This window comes from Huintestinicola sp. (assembly GCF_050874005.1).
Taxonomy (GTDB): Bacteria; Bacillota; Clostridia; order Oscillospirales; family Ruminococcaceae; genus Huintestinicola.
This window is the reverse complement of record NZ_JBNMJV010000006.1, coordinates 87,352-102,121: the sequence shown is the minus strand read 5'-3', so window position 1 is coordinate 102,121 and position 14,770 is coordinate 87,352. Positions and strand designations below refer to the sequence as shown.

The following is a 14,770-nucleotide window of genomic DNA, read 5'->3' as shown; positions in this document are numbered from 1 at the left end:
ATCAACCTGTTAAGGGATAACTGCGCCCTTTTGAGGAAAAAGGGCAATAATAGAGGGGATTTTGTGGTCAAATAGAGGCTGTTTCGGCTTTTGACACGGAAAATTTTCCTCATATAATTCCGCTTGTTTAAATACCAGGGCTTTTAGAGGTTACCATAAATGACTATATGCCCTCCGAATATGATTATCCCGAGTTTTCCTCGTTCAATATAAACGGCTTGTTTGAGCCATAAATACATCTGAAAGGACAAAATCAAAATGCCTATCAATATACCCGATAATCTCCCTGCCGCCGAAACTCTCAAAGAGGAAAAAATATTCTGTATGACAGGCACCACCGCCGCTCATCAGGATATCAGACCTCTGAGAATTGCCATACTTAACCTTATGCCCAAAAAGATAGAAACGGAAACTCAGATACTGAGACTGCTCAGTAATACACCCATTCAGGTGGACATTGAGTTTCTGCAGACCGCTTCTCACGTTTCAAAGAACACTCCCGTTTCTCACCTGAACAAATTTTACACCACCTTTGATATGGTGAAGGATCAGAAATTTGACGGTCTTATTATTACGGGTGCGCCTGTGGAGCAGATGGAATATGAGGAAGTGGATTACTGGGACGAGCTTTGCAGGATAATGGACTGGTCGCTGACAAATGTTTTTTCCACATTCCACATCTGCTGGGGTGCTCAGGCGGGGCTTTATCATCATTACGGCATTCCAAAATATCAGCTCAAAGAGAAGATGTTCGGTATTTTTCCCCACAAGATCGAGCTGCCTTTTCACCCTCTTATCCGAGGCTTTGACGAGACATTTTTCGTTCCCCATTCCCGTCATACGGAGGTAAGGCGTGAGGATATCGAGAAGGTCAAGGGACTTGAGATACTCACGTCCTCCCCCATTTCGGGCATTCACATCGTGGGAGACAAGTCTCAGCGGCAGTTCTTTGTAACGGGACATTCCGAATATGACCGCTTCACTATCCGTGATGAGTATATGCGTGACGTGGAAAAGGGGCTGAAAATAAATATGCCCTACAACTATTTTCCGTACAATGATATCGGTCAGCCGCCTCATTTCAACTGGCGCTGCCACGCAAATATGATGTTCTCAAACTGGATAAATTACTGCGTTTATCAGGAAACTCCCTATGACCTTGACAAGCTTACGCCTGTGGTCATAGAAAAATAAGGAGGTCGCTTATGCCGCCCTTTGACAGCAGGATAATTTCCGATTATGTGGTGGTCGATCTTGAGACCACAGGGCTTAGCCCCGAAAATGACAGGATAATTGAAATTGCGGCGGTGAGAGTTGTAAATGACGCTGTTGCCGACACCTTCAGCACTCTTGTTGACCCTCATCGGCACATTGACAGGTACATTACCGAAATTACGGGGATAGATGACAGTATGGTCAGGGGCGCTCCCGATATCGGGGAGGCAATGCCTCATTTTCTTGAATTTTTGGGAGATATGCCCATACTCGGGCACAATGTTATCCGCTTCGACCTGCGTTTTTTGCAGGCGGTGTCCGATTTAGAGGTGTTCTGCGTTGACACTCTCGATATTGCAAATCATATGCACACAGGCAGCTATGGAAACAGTCTCACCGCTCTCTGCGCCCGTTTCGGCGTTATTAACGACAACGCCCACCGTGCGCTGTCCGACTGTCTTGCAACTCATAGGGTGTATCAGAAAATGAAGGAGCATTACCGAAACAACGGTGCGTATTTTACAATGGCGGTCTCCTGTAACAGAAAGGCTTATCAGGAAAATATACGTGCAAAATGCAGATACGGCACTGTCCTCACCGCAGAAAAGGACGCAAAAGGCTCCCTTCTGCTTTCCGCCTGCGGCTGTCCTGTGGGAACGGTCTCGGGAAGCAGGCAGGAGGAATTTGAGGAGAATATTCATCTTGTACGGGAGATAACCGTTTCTAAGCTTACCGAAAATGCCAAAGGAAAGCTGCTTTTAGGTGCGGAAGTAAGGCTGGGCGGAAGATGAAAGAAAAGGTTTTTGAGTTTCTTATGACTATACCAAAGGGCAAGGTCGTGACATACGGGCAGATAGCCGAATTTCTTGGAAATAAAAAAGCGGCACGTGCTGTTGGAAATATCCTTCACAGTAATCCCGATGAAAACAAATACCCCTGCTACAAGGTGGTTGACGGCAATGGGAATTTATCAAGAAATTTTGCGTTCGGCGGTATAGAAAAACAGAAGGAAAAATTAGAGGCTGAGGGCATTGAGGTCAATAATTACAAGGTGGATCTCAATAAATACAAGTGGCGTATAATAAAATAAACCTGAGAGGGAATCGATCCTCTCAGGTTAAATTTTTACTGTGAAATAAGCTTCAGAAGCGTTCTGATAAGCTCGGTTATCTGCGGCTTGGAGAACTGTGCGTCTGCGCCGACGGATTTGCACTTTCTTATCATCTGCTCGTCGATAAGGGACGAGAAAAGGATAACGGGGATAGATTTAAGCACAGGATCGTCCTTGATAAGCTTTGTGAGCCTGTGACCGTCCATCTTGGGCATTTCGATATCGCTTATAACGCAGGCGATATTGTCGGTGATGTCCTCGGCGGTGCAGCGGTTTTTGAACGTGTTTACGTAATCCCAGGCGTCCTCGCCGTTCTGGAATGAAACAACATTCTTGAAGCCTGTGTCTGCAAGGGTGCTGGTTATCATCTTGTTGAGGAATGGCGAGTCGTCCGCAACCACAATTCGCTTGTTTCCTGCGTCGATGCTTGCCTTGTCAACGCTGCTGAGACCTGTGGTGTCGATACCATTGCTGCGGTTGAGGTCTGAAACGATCTTCTCAAAATCCAGTATCATAAGTATCTTGCCGTTTATCTTGGCAACGCCTGTGGATATGCCCATTCCGTCCTGTCCCCCCGAAACTGCGGGAGGCTCGACAATATCCGACCAGGAAATGGTCTGGAAGCCCTTTACCGCCGTAACGTGGAATGCCACCACCATCTGGTTGAACTGGCAGACGATAAAGGTTTTCCTGGAATTTGTCTGGGGAACGTGGAGCACCTTGTGCAGGTCGATAACGGAAATAAGCTTGTCTCTTGGGATAAACACGCCCTCAACAACATCGGGGCCGTTGGGAACGGGTGTTATCTCCTGATCGGTCATTATCTCGCTCACCTTGGCGATGTTAATGCCGTAGCTGTTGTTTCCCACAGTATATTCAAGGAGCTGAAGCTCGTTGGTACCGCTTTCAAGAAGAATTTTTGTGTCCATATATGTAACCGCCTTTCGGAGATATTCCTTTTATTTATTTTATCACAAAACTCCAAAGCATTTGTTAATTTTTTGAAAACTTTGTTTAAAATGCATAAAACATATTATTTATCGGTGGTCTCCGCTATAACAATTGCCTGCTGCTCCAGCTCGTAAAACCTGGTCTCAAAATCCTCCATTTTGAATGACACGATGCCGTAAAGAGGATCGTTCAGATACACGTATTTCTTCTTCAGGTCATAGCCTGTGAGCAGTACGCAGTGCTCATTGCCCGTCCAGGTAACGGTCTCCCCTGTTTCGCTGTCGGTCCAGGAAGGTCCCTCAAAGGTCGGCTGCATTTTATTTGACACCCACACGATAACGGGATATCCCATATCCGTATAAGCATAAAGTGCCTGAGGCGTGCAGCCCGTCACGTTTTTTACATCAAAGCTCCTTGAAGAAACGGTACAAAAAAATTTTTCGGCACACTTTACAATAACACCTGCATAACAGCCGTATGCATTGACCTCACGGGGATCGCCCACGAAAACCTTGCGGTAATCTGCGGCACGGTACTCTCCTTTTTCAAGAAAAACATCCGCAAGAACGGTCTTTGATATTTTTATCCCGTAATGGTTGATCGCCATTGCAAGACTTGTGACCTCGCAGCCTGTGGGCAGCTCGGGCAGCTGCTTTATAAGGGGTACACGCAGGGCTGCGCTTCCCGAAAGCTTCTTTACGGGGACTGCCACGTCAATGCTTCTTGAAGCAAGAGACGGCTCACCCACGCATCTGACGTCCACACGATACTCTCCCGAGTTAAGCCCGGTTATCTCCGTTTCCTCTCCCGAAGCAGGCTTCCAGGTCCTGCCGCCGTCAAGGGAAATAAGGTAGCTTTTGCTCTCCTCGAAATTTTTTATTCTCACCGAGATCCTGCCGCTGCCCAGGGTCTCCTCGGCATATCCCGAAACTGCAATAAATATCTCGTTTCCCGGGGATATAGGACTTTTGCCGATGACCGCAGGCTTTACCTCGGAAAGCTCCCCATTCCCGTACATTACCCGAAGCTGATATGTACCGTCCGGGAGACTTGGAAATGTAAAGGGCATTTTTACATTAAAATAGCTTTGTCCTCCGTCCGTACTGAGACGGTAATCGGACTTTCCTCCGTCGGTTACGAAAACCGTGAGAGAGCTGCCCCTGACGGTATATCCGAAGTGGGACTCCTCGGCGGCGGAAGCGTCTGTCCCGAACACACCGCAGCCGATGACAAAGAAAACGGCGGTGAATAATATTTTTCTTAACATCTGAAACCTCATTTAACGGGTATCTTCTCCCATTCTCCTATCCTGCGCTCAATATCGCCCGAATAATCCGCAATGCGGAAAACAGCGGTGCAGGAGTCACCCTCGGAATATACCATACAGGATATTTTCGGATCCTCCGTACTCACATAGCTGTCCCCGTAAACATAATCGGGGATAACATCGGGGTCGGGATATACGGTCATTCGGATATCATATTCGGGATCGCCGCAGGGAAAGGAAATAAGCTTTTCTATAAGCTCCTCGTCCTCCGCTGTTTCAGTCGGAAGGGAGAATGCAGCATAAAAGCTGCTCCCGTCAAAATTTTTATGGAGCCTTGCATATTTAAGCTCCGCCTGCAGATCTGTATCAAACTGCGGTATTTCGGACATTACAGCAGCCCTTTCCTCGGCGGAAAAATCATCGGAGTACAAAGCGCAGGAAAAGTATATATGACCTTTGATAAGCTGCCAGCCGATATAAAGCACGGCAAAAATAAGCAGGGAAAGAAAGGTGTAAAGCTTGTTTTTCGGGTCGGGTGCAGGACGTGGCACACCGTCTTCGTTAAGCTCGGGGACTTCCTCTTCGGGCGGCATATCGTCCTTTTTTATTTCATCACTCATCGGCAATTTCTCCTAAACACATAGTAACTTACATTATATCACATTTATCTTCATTTTGCAACCGTACAAAACGGTGATATGCCGTTTCAATTGTAAACAAATTATTTTTTTGCCAAAACCTCTTGCCTTTTTTTTACGGGTGTGATATAATATTATAGTCACATAAGATCCGGAGACGTATCGAAGTGGTCATAACGGGGCTGACTCGAAATCAGTTAGGGAGTGATCCCCCGCGAGTTCGAATCTCGCCGTCTCCGCCAAAAAAGCGTTCTGCAAGCCGCAGAACGCTTTTTATTTTTACTTTTTCGTTTTATAAACGTCCTTTGTGCGCTTGTCCGCAAACCGCCAGAGGGCATTTCTGTCCTTTTCCTCGGCATAATCTATGCCCACACGCCTGCGCCGCTCGATCTCGGGGCGGAAACCATCGTCTGCAATGCATATTTCGGGGTTCCCGATGACAGAGCTGCCGTTTAAGGCTTTGTCTATCTTCAGATATTTTGTTAGCCTTGCAGGGCCCTCGTAATTCTCGCAGGCACGGATAAGAACGCCCTGAGGCTGCTCAAGTTCTCCCGAAATGATGTTAAACAGCCAATGCATACCGTAGCAAAGATACACATATATAGTTCCCGCTTCACGGTAGAGAAGCTCCGTCCGGGGAGTGCGCCCCTTTGAAGCGTGACAGGCGGTGTCCTCTTCGCCACGATAAGCTTCTGTCTCGGTTATCCGCAGGACAAGCTCCTCGTCACCGATTTTTCGGACGATAAGCTTACCCACCAGGTCGGGAGCAAGCTCAAGACAGTCCTTCCCGAAAAAATCCGCTCCCAGAGTGGTAAACTTACTTTTCATCATTGTCTCTCTCGTTCTTAGACATTTTTATCTTGTTTTGCTTCATTTCTCGGTAAAAATCACGGTGCCTGAATCTGTTCACCAGTCCGCCGAAATGATCTTTTCCGAAAAATATGCCGTATACAAGAAATGCAGCAAGCACAGGGAGCTGATATGCAATTCCTACTGCGGGAGATATGGGATAGATCGCAAATGCCTGAACAAATTCAAGAAGCATAAATACAGCGTCAATGACTGCCATCCACCTTGCCTCAATGGGAATGATCATAAACATCATAAACCGATGATGAGGGTCAAGGTGAGCAAAAACCAGAAACAGGGAGAAATACAGATAAGAAACATCTGTGTACCCTGTTGCAAAGCCCGTTATTATCAGCAGCACCGCTCCAACCAGGAAATACATCGTCATATTATGGCTTCCCCACTCATTTTCCGTTGCCTTGCCGATAAAGTAATAGAAATAGACAGAGAAAACTATCCAGATCGGGCTGCCTGTCTGCGGAAGCATTAAAAAGGTAATTAGCCGCCATACCTGACCATCAAGTATCGCCGCCCTGTCAAATGCAAGAAACTGCGACAGCATTCCGTTTGTAAAAAGGTCGCCCACAAAAATTATCGCCATAGATGCGGCGATGTAGGTCATAAGATTTTCAATGGCGATATTTCGGAAAAAACGTTTGATTTTATATTTGAGATCCATCTGAAAGCTCCTTTATAAAAATATAATAAAATTATACCACAATGAATTGTATATTTCAAGGAAAACTCTTGCAAAAATCAAAAAAATAGGTTATAATATATTTACATAATTTTTTATGAAAGGTCGTTTTAAAACAATGAGCTATACTGTAACACCCGACTCCATTATCGGAGATATCCTCGACACCGATATGGACACCGCTCCCTACTTCTTCGAGATCGGTATGCATTGTCTCGGCTGCCCCGCATCAAGAGGCGAGTCCATTGCCGACGCCTGCGCCGTTCACGGTACAGACGTTAACGCTCTCGTTGCAAAGCTTAACGAGCATTTCGCACAGAAGGCATAAATTCTGAGCAAAACGGGAAGCGGCGGTAAAATGCCGTTTCCCGATTTTTATTTAAACGGTAGGACAGTATAGTTTGAAAATCAATGATTTTCAAACTCCGAGTTTTGTTTCTTCGGCTGTCGCCTCGATTTGCTGACGCAAAACACAAAACTCTCAAAAGAGGATGGATCATAAATGATACTTAAAGACAAACGGCTTCTCCTGTGCGCCGAGCTTGTAACGGGAGATCTTATATGCGATATAGGCACAGATCACGGCTATCTCCCTGCTCATCTGATACTTACGGGAAAATGCCGCAGGGCAATTGCCGCAGATATTAACGAAATGCCCCTTGAAGCGGCAAAAAGCGTGTTTAATAAAGAAAACATCTCGGACAAGGCGGAGTTTTTTCTGTCTGACGGACTGAAAAACATTCCTCTTGAGGGAGTTACGGATATCGTTATTGCAGGAATGGGCGGCGAGCTTATCTCAAAGATAATCGCCGCCGATGAACGGTCAAAAAGCTGCGGTGCGGCATTTATCCTACAGCCTATGACCAGGGCGTCGGAGCTTAGAAAATTCCTTTCTGAAAACGGCTTTGAGACCGACTGCGAAAAAGGCGTAAAAGAGGGCAGATTTATCTATTCGGTCATAAGATGCCGATATACGGGAGTATGCCGAAAGCTCTCCCCTGCCGAAGAAATAAGCGGCAGACTTGACCCAAGTATTCCCGAGGACAGGGATTATATCCTTTTGCAGTCGGACAGGCTCTCCCGCTCTGCCGAGGGAATGAAAGAAAAATATCCCGACAGATCGGCAGAGCTTACAGAATTATCCCGAGAACTTCGGGAGATGTGCGAAAAGGAGCAGCTTTGATATGGTAAAATTTCACATTCCGAATTTTATGGACAGATTTACGGGCAGTATGAATATGGCCCTTATCGGTATGATAAAAAAAGCTCCGCAGATGTTTTATGACGGGGTGGAAATTGCCAGCGTGTTCGACTCGTTTCCACTTATATGGAACGGCGGACGTATCGTTGCAGGATATATGGATATGAACACCACGGAAAGAGTGGTTCCACAGTACCTCGGACGCTTTAACGCTTTGGGCGTTCCCTGCCGTCTCACATTCACAAATCCGATCATCACCGAAAAGGAGCTTGCCGACCCCGTCTGCAACAGGGTGCTTGATATCGCAGACAATGGACTCAACGAGGTCATTGTTTTTTCGCCACTTCTTGAGGAGCATATCAGAAAAACTCACCCGAGGATGAAAATTACAAGCTCCACCTGCAAGCAGATAACCGATGTTTCGGCGCTTAAAACCGAGCTTGATAAAAACTACAGCCTTGTGGTGCTTGACTATAATTTCAATAATAATTTTGATGTGCTGAAAGACCTGCCGCATAAAGAAAAATGCGAGCTTCTCTGCAATGCGGTGTGCGTACCGAACTGTCCGAGACGTGGGGAGCATTATAAGTTTATCGGCAAATATCAGCTTGAGCATTGCTGTCCCGAGGAGCTTGAAAAAATACGTCGGGGAACGGCAAAGGTAGAGGAATGGAAATGCCCTCATATGAACAACAACGCCTTTACACGAAGAAACTCCCCTCTCCACATTTCTCCCAAGGATATTTACACAAAATACGCTCCTATGGGCTTTGTGAATTTCAAGCTTGAGGGCAGAGGAAATATTTTCCCCGACCTTGCGGAGCAGTATGTTTACTATATGGCAAAGCCCGAGTATCGGGATATCGTGAGATACAACCTGCTCTGCACCGCTGCCTCTGCGGCAGGCTCGGGACGGCAGGCATAAGAAAGGACTGCAAATTATGACAACTGTACGGGATATTTATGATTTTATAGACAGCGTTATCCCATTTTCCACTCAGGAAGGCTGGGACAACAGCGGATTTCTTGCAGGCGACCCGGAAATGGAAGTTCACCGCATTATCACCGCACTTGACATCACAAATAACGTGATAGACGAAGCAATTTCGGAAAATGCGGAGCTTATCGTGAGCCACCACCCGGTTATTTTCACGCCTCTTAAAGCGGTTATGGCAGGCTCTCCCGTAGGCAGAATGATACGGGCAGAAATTTCCGCCATATGCACCCACACACCCTTTGATATGTCCCCTCTTGGAATGAACAAGGGGCTGTATGACTTACTTTCGGAGCCCCTTGGATTATCCGAAAGCTTTATTCCCCTTGAGGAAACGGGAGAGGGACTTTCGGTGGGCAGGATATATGAGCTTAAAGCTCCCCTGTCACCCGAAGAAGCCGCAAAAAGGGCAAAAGCGGCTCTCGGCTGCTCTGCGGTGAGATTTTCGGTCGGCGGCAGGGAGATACGAAAAATTGCCGTAAGCTCAGGCTCGGGAGGAAGCTTTGTTGGGCTTGCTCAAAGGAAAGGTGCGGACGCACTTATTTCGGGAGACTTCAAGCACGACGCATTTATCAACTCGGGTAACGATGGCTTTACCATAATCGACTGCGGACATTTCCACACCGAGCGGATATTCTGCGGCATTATGAAAAAGCTGCTTTCCGAGGCTTTTCCCGATATAACCGTTACCGAGGCAAAAAGCTGCACCGACCCCGCAGGTTATATTCTCTGAGGTAAGCATTATGGGGGAATATAAGCTTATAAATCTCAGGCAGGATTACTATAACGGCATCACAGCAGAAGAGCTTGAGGGGCTTTACTCGTTAAAAAATGATATGCGAAAGCGGGCGTGGAACAGCATTGCGATCCACACTGCCCTCTGCCTGTCGGTCATTGCTGTCTCGGGCTTTATTGCTTTTCTTTATTTCGATAAATTCGGCACCGAGGCACTGCTTTCCGAGGGCTTTTCGGACTGTATCGGATTCATCATTGTGTATTTCATCATTCTTGCGGAGGCTATTGCAAATGCCATAAAGGAGCTTGGCAGATGGAGTGACTTCTACTTCGGCAAGGGAAAAATAATCTCCCTTGAAAGCGAATTTTTTGAGGGAAACAAACGCCGCCCCGAGGGATATTACCGCCACACTCTGACCATTGCCGTAAGCGAGACGGAGGCGGTGGGAAACATTTTCTATTTCTCGGACGAGCCCTGGGAAAGCGAAAAATACATAGGCAAGGACGCTGCGGCGGTCTATTTTCCCAAAGCCCACCTTTTGTATGCGGTGATAGACGGCGAGGACGCCGAAAAATATTCGGAAGAATTTTACTACAGTCTGTCGAAAAAGCTTAAAGCTTGAGCCAAACAAAAGAATCTGATCGCAGGATTTGTTTTCAATATGTACGTTACCGAGCCACAAAGCAAGAAAATTATTTCTATCTTTCCAACGAGATGGCTTCAGCGACACGCTGACGGAAGAATTTTCCGAGATGATGTTTGTGAAAAAATGAAAGGACTGAACAAAATGAGCGGATTTATCTGCCCCGTATGCCGCCTGCCACTTGAGCGGGGAGAACATTCTTATAAATGCGAAAAGGAACATTCCTTTGACATTTCCGCAAAGGGCTATGTCAATCTCCTGCTCTCAAAGGATATGAACGCAAAGCTCCCCGGGGACAACAAAATGATGGTCAGAGCAAGGACGGATTTTCTGTCAAAGGGATATTATTCCCACCTTGCAAAAGAAATGAGCAGGGCTGTACGGGAAAATTTTTCGGGGGGACTTATCCTTGACGCAGGCTGCGGCGAGGGCTATTACACCGAGGAAATTTACCGCTGTGTAAGAGAAAAAACGGACAATGTGAAGCTGTGTGCCGTTGACATCTCCAAATTCGCCTGTGCTTCGGCGGCAAAGCGTTTCAAAGGAGACGAAAACGCCGAAACAGCGGCGGCAAGCGTTTTTCATATACCTATGGCTGACGAGTCGGCAGATGTGCTGGTGACGATGTTTGCGCCATTTTGCAGAGAGGAATATCTCAGGGTGCTGAAAAAGGGCGGCAGCCTTATTATGGCTATCCCCGGTGAAAACCACCTTTTCAGCCTTAAAGAAGCGGTCTATGACGAGCCTTACAAAAACGAGACTGCGGATTATGATATAGAAGGCTTTGAATTTATAGAAAGCAGGAAAATAACCCGCAGAATTTATATTGACAATAACGAGGATATAAAAAGCCTTTTCTCAATGACCCCCTATTATTACAAGACAGGCGTTGAGGGACACAGGCGTGTTGATGCACTTGAAAGCCTTGAAACGGAGGCTGAGTTCGAGGTGCTTATATACAGGAAAGGAAATGATACAAATGGCGCTTGACGGTGCATTTCTCCTTGCGGTAAAGCAGGAGCTTATGCCTCTTGTGGGAGGCAGGATAGAAAAAATATACCAGCCCTCAAAGGAGGAAATTGTTTTAGGCATACGCACAAGAACAGGCAGTTCAAAGCTTCTCATATGCGTTAATGCCGCTTCCGCACGTATCCATATAACGGCAAAACCTATCGAAAATCCCCAAGTCCCCCCTATGTTCTGTATGCTGCTGAGAAAGCGTCTGGGCAGCGGCAAGCTCATCGCTGTAAGGCAGGACGGACTTGAGAGAATACTTTTCCTTGATTTTGAGACAGTAAACGAGCTTGGTGACGTTGTTACCGTTACCCTTGCCTGCGAAATTATGGGAAAATATTCAAACCTTATCGTTATCGGTCAGGACGGCAAAATAATTGACAGCTTAAAGCGTGTGGACGACGCTATGAGCCGTGAAAGACTTGTTCTCCCCAATATGACCTACACCGCTCCCCCGAGAGAAGAAAGACTCAATTTTCTTATTGCGGACGAAAATGATATGAGGGAGCGGATAAAAGCCTGCGTGGGAAAATCTGCGGCAAAGTGCCTTATTTCCGTATTTGAGGGCATTTCCCCCATTCTCGCAAGGGAGTGGATATTCAGAGCCGCAGGGGGCAGGGACATCACTTCCGAGGACTTTGACGATAATACTGTTGACAGAATTGTCCGTGAGATAATTAACACCCGAAATGCCTTTTTCGAGGGCAGACGGGAATACACCATCGTCACCGAACCCGAGGGCGCATTAAAGGATTTCTGCTTTACCTCAATAGATCAGTACGGGGAGCTTATGAAAACAATTCCCTGCGAGACCGCCTGTGAAACTCTTGACAAATTCTACTCCGAACGTGACAGAGCCGCAAGAATGAAGCAGCGTTATCAGGACCTTTTCAGACTCCTTGGAAATACCTACGACAGAATTTTACGCAGAACGGAAAATCAGCGGATTGAGCTGAAAGAGTCCGAGGAGCGTGAGGAGTTAAAGCTCAGAGGGGACCTTATTTCCGCAAATCTTTATACATTGCAGAAAGGTATGAAGGAGTTTACCTGCGTGAATTTCTATGATGAACAGGGCAGCGAGATAACCGTTGAGCTTGACCCTATGCTAACGCCGTCTCAGAATATGCAGAAATATTATGCAGGCTACCGCAAAGCGGACAATGCAGAAAAGCGGCTCAAGGTACTTATCGCAAACGGCGAGGAGGAGCTAAAATATATCGCCAGCGTTTCCGACGCACTTTCGAGAGCAGTTACCGAAAATGATGTAAACGAGCTTAGAGCCGAGCTTGCCGAGCAGGGGTATATCAGGGCGCAGAAGGGCAAGCAGAAACCCCCGAAGCCTGCTCCGCCCCTGCAGTTCACCTCTCCCGACGGATTTACAATTCTGGTGGGACGAAACAACAAGCAGAACGATATCCTAACTCTCAAAACTGCCGAAAAGACCGACATATGGCTCCACACAAAGGATATCACAGGCTCCCACGTAATCATCAGAGCAGAGGGGCGGGAAGTTCCCGATGAAACTATCTATTATGCCGCAAGGCTTGCCGCCGCTCACAGCAGCGCAAAAAATTCGGCACAGGTGCCTGTGGATTATGTTCCTGCGAAATTCGTCAAAAAGCCCGCAGGCGCAAAACCCGGTATGGTCATATTTACAAACAACAGGACTCTTTATGTAAAGCCCCTTGAAACCGAAGAAATGTGATAAAACGAAAGGAAGCTTTGATTATGGACAAGACCGCTCCGCTCCCCGATATACCCGACCTGCTCTATCCCACGGCAGAAAAGCGTGAGACTCTTAACCGACGCAGGACAGAGCTTGCGGACAAATTCCCCTGCACATATATAAACGACCTTATGACCGATACGGTGGCATCTATGATATGCCGCAGAAATCCTCAGAATGTGCAGAAGCTTTTCCGTGAAATGTGCACAGACACCGATGTGATAAACTACCGCCTTGACGCTCTCGAGGACGTGATGAACAATCCGAAGCTGTCCCCTGCCGTACACAATGCGGCTGAAAAGCTGCTTGAAACGGAAAGCAGAAACAGCGGCGGCAACGGCTCACCCGACAGCTTCACCGCTTTGGGAGACCGCATTGAAATGCTCGACTCATATATTTCCTGTATGGAAAGCCTGAATGAGCTGTCCGCAGAGCTTGGAAACGGTATCCGCTCCGAAGCATTCAGAAGTTTTTTTGAGATAATAAAAGAACGCTGCGAATGTGAGGAATTTGCTCAGATGAAGCGTGACATTTCCGAGCTGAAGGAAGCTTTTTCAAAGAAGATACGCTCTGTCACCGTTGCCATAAATTTCAACCAGGAAATGCGCCCCGTTTCCGCAGGGATAGTAAACTATTCCGACAAGCCCGCAGGGGAAAAGCAGAATGTTTTCGACAGGCTTTTTTATAAAACGACAGCATATTCAGATACGGTGGTATCGGGCAAGCTGCGCTCGGGTCTGCCAAACGAGGACGGATATCTGAGCGAGGCAGACAGGGCGCTTTTTGAGGCTCTCGAAAAGCTTACATCATCATATATGAGACGGCTTGAAAGCGCTCTAAGAGCCTATGACAGGCTGTCATTCTCAAGGCTGTCAATGCTTACCGACCAGCTTGAGATATATGACGGAATGGCGAGGATAGCAGAGTCCTGCACCGCAAGAGGCATAAAAATGTGCCGCCCCGAATTTACGGACAAGCCCCGTACTGCCGAGATAACAAATCTCTTTGACCCCTGCTTTTATTTCAAAGCGGCGGCGGCAGACTCCGAAGCAAAAGGCGATGACCTTGTGGTGCGAAACAGCCTTACAATGGACGACAGCGGGCGATTTTTTATCCTGACGGGCGCAAACAACGGCGGAAAGACCACCTTTCTCCGTGGCGCAGGTCTTTGCTTTCTTATGGCTCAGACCGGCTTTTACGTCCCTGCTGAAAGCTGTAAATTATCCCCCTGCGATTTTATCTTCACCCATTTCCCCAAGGAAGAGGAAACGGGCATAAACGCAAGCCGCTTTACCACAGAGATAAAGGACTTGAAAATAATCAGCGACCTTGTGACCGAAAACAGTCTCCTGCTGATGAACGAGTCCATTCAGAGCACCACTCCCAAGGAATGTGCCGAGATAGCCGCCGAAATAACCCGTATTTTCTGTATCATAGGCGTAAGAGGTATCTATGCCACACATATAACCGACCTTGCATACAGGTGTGACGATATCGCCGCAGACCCCGACTGCAGGAGCATTCCCGTAAGCATTGTGGCAGGGGTTGACAAGGAAAGCGGAAAGCGGCTTTACCGCATAGAACGTGGCGAACCTCTGAAGCAGAGCTATGCCAAGGATATTTTCGACTCCTTCGGAATAAATGCAGAAAATATCCGAAAAAGAGTTCACCGAAGCTGATTTTATGTAACGATTTTTACACAGACAAAATGCTATAATGTACATAAGC

Annotated in this window: 16 protein-coding genes and 1 tRNA gene; 12 read left to right on the top strand and 5 right to left on the bottom strand. The window is 47.1% G+C overall.

Features of this window, described 5'->3' with window-relative positions; genetic code table 11:
• Positions 1-258 precede the first annotated feature (258 nt).
• From metA to ACR0QN_RS03790, 3 genes are read left to right on the top strand one after another with little or no spacing between them, the layout of a single operon-like run.
• Positions 259-1,194, top strand: coding sequence for a homoserine O-acetyltransferase MetA (gene metA, locus ACR0QN_RS03800; RefSeq protein ID WP_432649864.1), 936 nt, complete (start codon positions 259-261; stop codon positions 1,192-1,194).
• Positions 1,195-1,205: 11 nt separating this feature from the next.
• Positions 1,206-2,006 (top strand): 3'-5' exonuclease, encoded by an 801-nt coding sequence (locus ACR0QN_RS03795; RefSeq protein ID WP_432649863.1) that lies wholly within the window; start codon positions 1,206-1,208, stop codon positions 2,004-2,006.
• Positions 2,003-2,305 (top strand): MGMT family protein, encoded by a 303-nt coding sequence (locus ACR0QN_RS03790; RefSeq protein WP_432649862.1) that lies wholly within the window; start codon positions 2,003-2,005, stop codon positions 2,303-2,305. Before ACR0QN_RS03795 ends, ACR0QN_RS03790 begins: the two co-directional genes overlap by 4 nt.
• 35 nt (positions 2,306-2,340) lie before the next feature.
• Here the strand turns inward: ACR0QN_RS03790 and ACR0QN_RS03785 are convergent, their stop codons facing one another.
• The 3 genes from ACR0QN_RS03785 to ACR0QN_RS03775 all read right to left on the bottom strand — a co-directional run bounded on the left by ACR0QN_RS03785 (position 2,341) and on the right by ACR0QN_RS03775 (position 5,164).
• Positions 2,341-3,255 (bottom strand): chemotaxis protein, encoded by a 915-nt coding sequence (locus tag ACR0QN_RS03785; RefSeq protein WP_432649861.1) that lies wholly within the window; start codon positions 3,253-3,255, stop codon positions 2,341-2,343.
• Positions 3,256-3,359: 104 nt separating this feature from the next.
• Positions 3,360-4,544 (bottom strand): C39 family peptidase, encoded by a 1,185-nt coding sequence (locus tag ACR0QN_RS03780; protein WP_432649860.1) that lies wholly within the window; start codon positions 4,542-4,544, stop codon positions 3,360-3,362.
• Between the two features lie 8 nt (positions 4,545-4,552).
• A complete protein-coding gene (locus tag ACR0QN_RS03775; RefSeq protein WP_432649859.1) occupies positions 4,553-5,164 on the bottom strand; it encodes a hypothetical protein in 612 nt (203 codons plus the stop codon).
• Positions 5,165-5,335: 171 nt separating this feature from the next.
• On the opposite strand from ACR0QN_RS03775, the gene ACR0QN_RS03770 reads away from it, so the two are divergent.
• Positions 5,336-5,424, top strand: a tRNA-Ser gene (locus tag ACR0QN_RS03770).
• A gap of 37 nt (positions 5,425-5,461) precedes the next feature.
• Here ACR0QN_RS03770 and ACR0QN_RS03765 read toward each other — a convergent pair.
• Positions 5,462-6,013 carry a DNA-3-methyladenine glycosylase gene (locus ACR0QN_RS03765; protein ID WP_432649858.1) on the bottom strand — a complete coding sequence of 184 codons (552 nt, stop codon included), beginning with the start codon at positions 6,011-6,013 and terminating at the stop codon, positions 5,462-5,464.
• Positions 6,000-6,710, bottom strand: coding sequence for a hypothetical protein (locus ACR0QN_RS03760; protein WP_432649857.1), 711 nt, complete (start codon positions 6,708-6,710; stop codon positions 6,000-6,002). The genes ACR0QN_RS03765 and ACR0QN_RS03760 overlap by 14 nt, the downstream gene beginning before the upstream one ends.
• A 136-nt stretch (positions 6,711-6,846) precedes the next feature.
• On the opposite strand from ACR0QN_RS03760, the gene ACR0QN_RS03755 reads away from it, so the two are divergent.
• The 8 genes from ACR0QN_RS03755 to ACR0QN_RS03720 all read left to right on the top strand — a co-directional run bounded on the left by ACR0QN_RS03755 (position 6,847) and on the right by ACR0QN_RS03720 (position 14,721).
• Positions 6,847-7,056, top strand: a complete 210-nt coding sequence (locus ACR0QN_RS03755; protein ID WP_432649856.1) for a DUF1858 domain-containing protein — start codon at positions 6,847-6,849, stop codon at positions 7,054-7,056.
• 174 nt (positions 7,057-7,230) lie between these two features.
• The gene (locus ACR0QN_RS03750) at positions 7,231-7,911 is read left to right on the top strand and encodes a class I SAM-dependent methyltransferase (protein ID WP_432649855.1); all 681 of its coding nucleotides are present in this window, start codon (positions 7,231-7,233) and stop codon (positions 7,909-7,911) included.
• A gap of 1 nt (position 7,912) precedes the next feature.
• On the top strand, positions 7,913-8,854 hold the full coding sequence (locus ACR0QN_RS03745) for a hypothetical protein (RefSeq protein ID WP_432649854.1): 942 nt from the start codon (positions 7,913-7,915) through the stop codon (positions 8,852-8,854).
• 16 nt (positions 8,855-8,870) lie between these two features.
• Positions 8,871-9,656, top strand: a complete 786-nt coding sequence (locus ACR0QN_RS03740; protein ID WP_432649853.1) for a Nif3-like dinuclear metal center hexameric protein — start codon at positions 8,871-8,873, stop codon at positions 9,654-9,656.
• Between the two features lie 10 nt (positions 9,657-9,666).
• The gene (locus ACR0QN_RS03735; protein WP_432649852.1) at positions 9,667-10,281 is read left to right on the top strand and encodes a hypothetical protein; all 615 of its coding nucleotides are present in this window, start codon (positions 9,667-9,669) and stop codon (positions 10,279-10,281) included.
• A gap of 165 nt (positions 10,282-10,446) precedes the next feature.
• Positions 10,447-11,292 (top strand): putative RNA methyltransferase, encoded by an 846-nt coding sequence (locus tag ACR0QN_RS03730; protein WP_432649851.1) that lies wholly within the window; start codon positions 10,447-10,449, stop codon positions 11,290-11,292.
• The gene (locus ACR0QN_RS03725; RefSeq protein ID WP_432649850.1) at positions 11,282-13,021 is read left to right on the top strand and encodes an Rqc2 family fibronectin-binding protein; all 1,740 of its coding nucleotides are present in this window, start codon (positions 11,282-11,284) and stop codon (positions 13,019-13,021) included. Before ACR0QN_RS03730 ends, ACR0QN_RS03725 begins: the two co-directional genes overlap by 11 nt.
• Positions 13,022-13,044: 23 nt before the next feature.
• A complete protein-coding gene (locus ACR0QN_RS03720; protein ID WP_432649849.1) occupies positions 13,045-14,721 on the top strand; it encodes a MutS-related protein in 1,677 nt (558 codons plus the stop codon).
• Positions 14,722-14,770 lie beyond the last annotated feature (49 nt).

Coding starts and splice junctions, on each gene's coding strand:
- metA (WP_432649864.1), top strand. CDS start 259: ATGCCTATCAATATACCCGATAATCTCCCTGCCGCCGAAACTCTCAAA.
- ACR0QN_RS03795 (WP_432649863.1), top strand. CDS start 1,206: ATGCCGCCCTTTGACAGCAGGATAATTTCCGATTATGTGGTGGTCGAT.
- ACR0QN_RS03790 (WP_432649862.1), top strand. CDS start 2,003: ATGAAAGAAAAGGTTTTTGAGTTTCTTATGACTATACCAAAGGGCAAG.
- ACR0QN_RS03785 (WP_432649861.1), bottom strand. CDS start 3,255: ATGGACACAAAAATTCTTCTTGAAAGCGGTACCAACGAGCTTCAGCTC.
- ACR0QN_RS03780 (WP_432649860.1), bottom strand. CDS start 4,544: ATGTTAAGAAAAATATTATTCACCGCCGTTTTCTTTGTCATCGGCTGC.
- ACR0QN_RS03775 (WP_432649859.1), bottom strand. CDS start 5,164: ATGAGTGATGAAATAAAAAAGGACGATATGCCGCCCGAAGAGGAAGTC.
- ACR0QN_RS03765 (WP_432649858.1), bottom strand. CDS start 6,013: ATGATGAAAAGTAAGTTTACCACTCTGGGAGCGGATTTTTTCGGGAAG.
- ACR0QN_RS03760 (WP_432649857.1), bottom strand. CDS start 6,710: ATGGATCTCAAATATAAAATCAAACGTTTTTTCCGAAATATCGCCATT.
- ACR0QN_RS03755 (WP_432649856.1), top strand. CDS start 6,847: ATGAGCTATACTGTAACACCCGACTCCATTATCGGAGATATCCTCGAC.
- ACR0QN_RS03750 (WP_432649855.1), top strand. CDS start 7,231: ATGATACTTAAAGACAAACGGCTTCTCCTGTGCGCCGAGCTTGTAACG.
- ACR0QN_RS03745 (WP_432649854.1), top strand. CDS start 7,913: ATGGTAAAATTTCACATTCCGAATTTTATGGACAGATTTACGGGCAGT.
- ACR0QN_RS03740 (WP_432649853.1), top strand. CDS start 8,871: ATGACAACTGTACGGGATATTTATGATTTTATAGACAGCGTTATCCCA.
- ACR0QN_RS03735 (WP_432649852.1), top strand. CDS start 9,667: ATGGGGGAATATAAGCTTATAAATCTCAGGCAGGATTACTATAACGGC.
- ACR0QN_RS03730 (WP_432649851.1), top strand. CDS start 10,447: ATGAGCGGATTTATCTGCCCCGTATGCCGCCTGCCACTTGAGCGGGGA.
- ACR0QN_RS03725 (WP_432649850.1), top strand. CDS start 11,282: ATGGCGCTTGACGGTGCATTTCTCCTTGCGGTAAAGCAGGAGCTTATG.
- ACR0QN_RS03720 (WP_432649849.1), top strand. CDS start 13,045: ATGGACAAGACCGCTCCGCTCCCCGATATACCCGACCTGCTCTATCCC.